Below are 2,648 nucleotides of genomic sequence, written 5' to 3'. Positions count from 1 at the left end.
TGACCGCTTCGCTCAAGGCGAACAGGCTGACGTGTCGATAATCGAGAAACACCTGCCACGCCGCATCGCTGTCAGTCTTGGTCAGCGGGCTGATCGGAACGGCATCACCGGCGCGCGCGGTCCACTCGTCGATGGCCGATTTTAAGCCAGCCTTGAACGCATCGCGCTCTTCCTGCGTCATGTCGCCACGCTCTACGAAACGATCGAGATGGCCCCGGTTCGCCTGATAGGCGAGCTCTCCAATGGCGATACGCACCGCCTGCCAGTCATGCGGAAAATTGGAGAAGGGTCGGTTGAGATGCCCGTCCTCACCATAGCTATTCTGAAAATAATGCGAAGTGACGATCGCGCCATCAACCTTTGCGAGTTCCCCGGCGAGGTCGATCGTACCGGGCCAAAACTTGCGCTCCTCCTCGTCGTCCTGGTCGACAGGCGGTTGCCGACCGCCGCTACGAACCAGCACGGGGTCGAAGCTCCAGCGCGGCAGAAGCCGCGGCCAGTCTTCGTCGCTCCGGACCCATTGATACATGGCGCGCTCGCCATAGGCATTCGGCAAAGTGTCAGGGATAGTGGCGGGCGCAAAATTGCGCGGGTCACCGGGCGAGTGGGAAACATGACATCCCCAATCCCTGCCCCAGTCGAGATCGATGAAGATGTTGAGGAGGCCGCTGTCGGGCAAACCGAGGCGCACTGCTTCCGGAATTATTGTGCAATCGACTTGAATAATGTGATGGAGTGCGCGCTCGGCGCCATCAGCTGACGTAGATGAGGGCCAGGCGAAACCAGCCGGAACCAGCGGCACCCCGCCCCAGTAACTGAGCGCGTCGTCGCGCGGCGGGAAATGCTGGTGAAAAACGATCGCGTCTTGTTGAGCGCGGAGTGAAGCGGGCACCGGGTCAACTCGCGAAACTCCAGTAGGCGGAGCAACATGCTCAATGAGCGAAGGCGCGCTTCTCGCCTGGTCCCGAATGCGCCCTAAACGCGCCGTAAGTTCTTCGGACGACGGAGTGGGGATTTCACTTGACGACACTAAGGTCGGGTCCGTCTCTCGCTTTTGCCGTTGATCTCGCGGCGCGCCTCCAAAAGTCGGAAGAAGTTTCCGGACGACGAGGAATAAGCTGAGGATCACAATGACGGTGATGAAGAAGCGACCGGTCGACGGCGGCCCGCCACTGCTTGCCGCGATCAGCGGCAGCGCGAGTCCGGCGATGGCAGAAGATTGTGTTGCGGTCATTTCGCTTCCCTACCTTACACCAGCCCCGCATGCGCCAGCGCCGCATCTACCGCCGCCTTGCTCTCCGCCGAGGAGTCGCTCAGCGGCAGGCGGAGGTCGGTGGGGAAGTCGGGGCGGAGCCTGTTCAACGCATATTTCGTCGGGCCGGGCGAGGCGTCGCTGAACAGGGCGGCGTGGAGGGGATAGAGGCGGTCCTGAAGGGTCAACGCTTCGTCCCAGCGGCCCGACTGGCACGCCGCCTGGAACTCGGCGCACAGGCGCGGGGCGACGTTCGCGCTGACCGAGATGCAGCCGACCCCGCCCATTGCGTTGAAGGCGAGCGCGGTCTCGTCATTGCCACTGAGCTGGCAGAAATCGGGACCGCTGGCGAGGCGCTGGGCGGTCACGCGCCCGAGGTCGCCGGTGGCGTCCTTGACCCCGACGATGCTCGGCATCTTCGCCACGTCGGCCAGTGTTTCCACCGAGATGTCGGCGACGGTGCGGCCGGGGACGTTGTAGACGATAATCGGCAGCTTCGACGCGGCGACGATCGCTTTGAAATGGGCGATCAGGCCGGCTTGGCTCGGTTTGTTGTAATAGGGGATGACGATCAGCGCGGCGTCGGCGCCGGCCGCTTCGGCCGCGAGAATATGCTCGATCACGGTCGCGGTGTTGTTGCTGCCGCAACCGGCGATGACGGGCACGCGGCCGTTCGAGGTTTCGACCGCGAGGGTGAACAGGCGGTGCTGCTCGTCGTTCGACAGGGTCGGCACCTCGCCGGTGGTACCGCACGGTACGATGGCGCTCGATCCCTCGGCGATCTGCCAGTCGACGAAGACTCGGAACGCCTCTTCGTCGACACGTCCTGCCGCAAAAGGGGTCACCAACGCCGGAATCGAGCCGGAAAACATCGTCCTGGTCCTTTTCGCCGAGTCCGCCGCGCCATAGGGTGTGTGCCGCAGCAATTGTTCACCGCCTGATAAGGACCACGGTCGCATGATGTCCAGCATGAGGCGCACCGCTTTCCTGATCCCCGTCCTGCTCGCGAGCGCAGCCAGCGGGTCGATGCAGGCGATCGACCTGACGCCGACGTCGACGCCGAGCTATACCGTGACGAGCGATATCGATTATTCGCTGGCCGACTGGCGGCGGCTGCGGGCGAGCGACGGCTATGCGTTCGGCGATTATGCCCGGTTCCTGATCGCCAATCCGGGCTGGCCGGGCGAGACGACAATGCGCCGCGCGGCCGAGCGGCAGATGCGGGTCGGCGAGAGCGCGACGAGTGTCATCGCCTTCTTCCGCACGACCCCGCCGGTCAGTGGCAACGGCTTTGCCCGTCTGGCCGAGGCCTATGCCGCGACCGCCCAGCCGATCGAAGCGGCGACGGCGGCGCGATCGGCGCTGGCCAGGGCAGATCTGACCGCGACCGACGAGG

2 protein-coding genes and 1 pseudogene are annotated in these 2,648 nt (G+C 64.3%); 1 reads left to right on the top strand and 2 read right to left on the bottom strand.

Translation table 11 applies throughout. The features are described from left to right. Both RMN84_RS01345 and dapA read right to left on the bottom strand, forming a co-directional pair. A partial coding sequence (locus RMN84_RS01345; RefSeq protein WP_309610411.1) for a DUF1963 domain-containing protein occupies nt 1-1,234 on the bottom strand: 1,234 nt, incomplete at its 3' end. 14 nt (nt 1,235-1,248) lie between these two features. Continuing rightward, nucleotides 1,249-2,124 carry a 4-hydroxy-tetrahydrodipicolinate synthase gene (dapA, locus tag RMN84_RS01340; RefSeq protein WP_309610410.1) on the bottom strand — a complete coding sequence of 292 codons (876 nt, stop codon included), beginning with the start codon at nt 2,122-2,124 and terminating at the stop codon, nt 1,249-1,251. 97 nt (nt 2,125-2,221) lie between these two features. Between dapA and RMN84_RS01335 the strand changes: the two are divergent. Continuing rightward, nucleotides 2,222-2,648: pseudogene (locus tag RMN84_RS01335) on the top strand (lytic transglycosylase domain-containing protein); the annotation flags it as partial.

Source organism: Sphingomonas sp. (genome assembly GCF_031380695.1).
GTDB lineage: Bacteria > Pseudomonadota > Alphaproteobacteria > Sphingomonadales > Sphingomonadaceae > Sphingomicrobium.
The sequence above is the reverse complement of the archived record's forward strand: the minus strand, read 5'-3'. Positions and strand labels throughout refer to the sequence as shown.

Bases quoted from the DNA above. Each gene is read 5' to 3' on its own strand.
- dapA (WP_309610410.1), bottom strand. From the start codon at position 2,124: ATGTTTTCCGGCTCGATTCCGGCGTTGGTGACCCCTTTTGCGGCAGGA.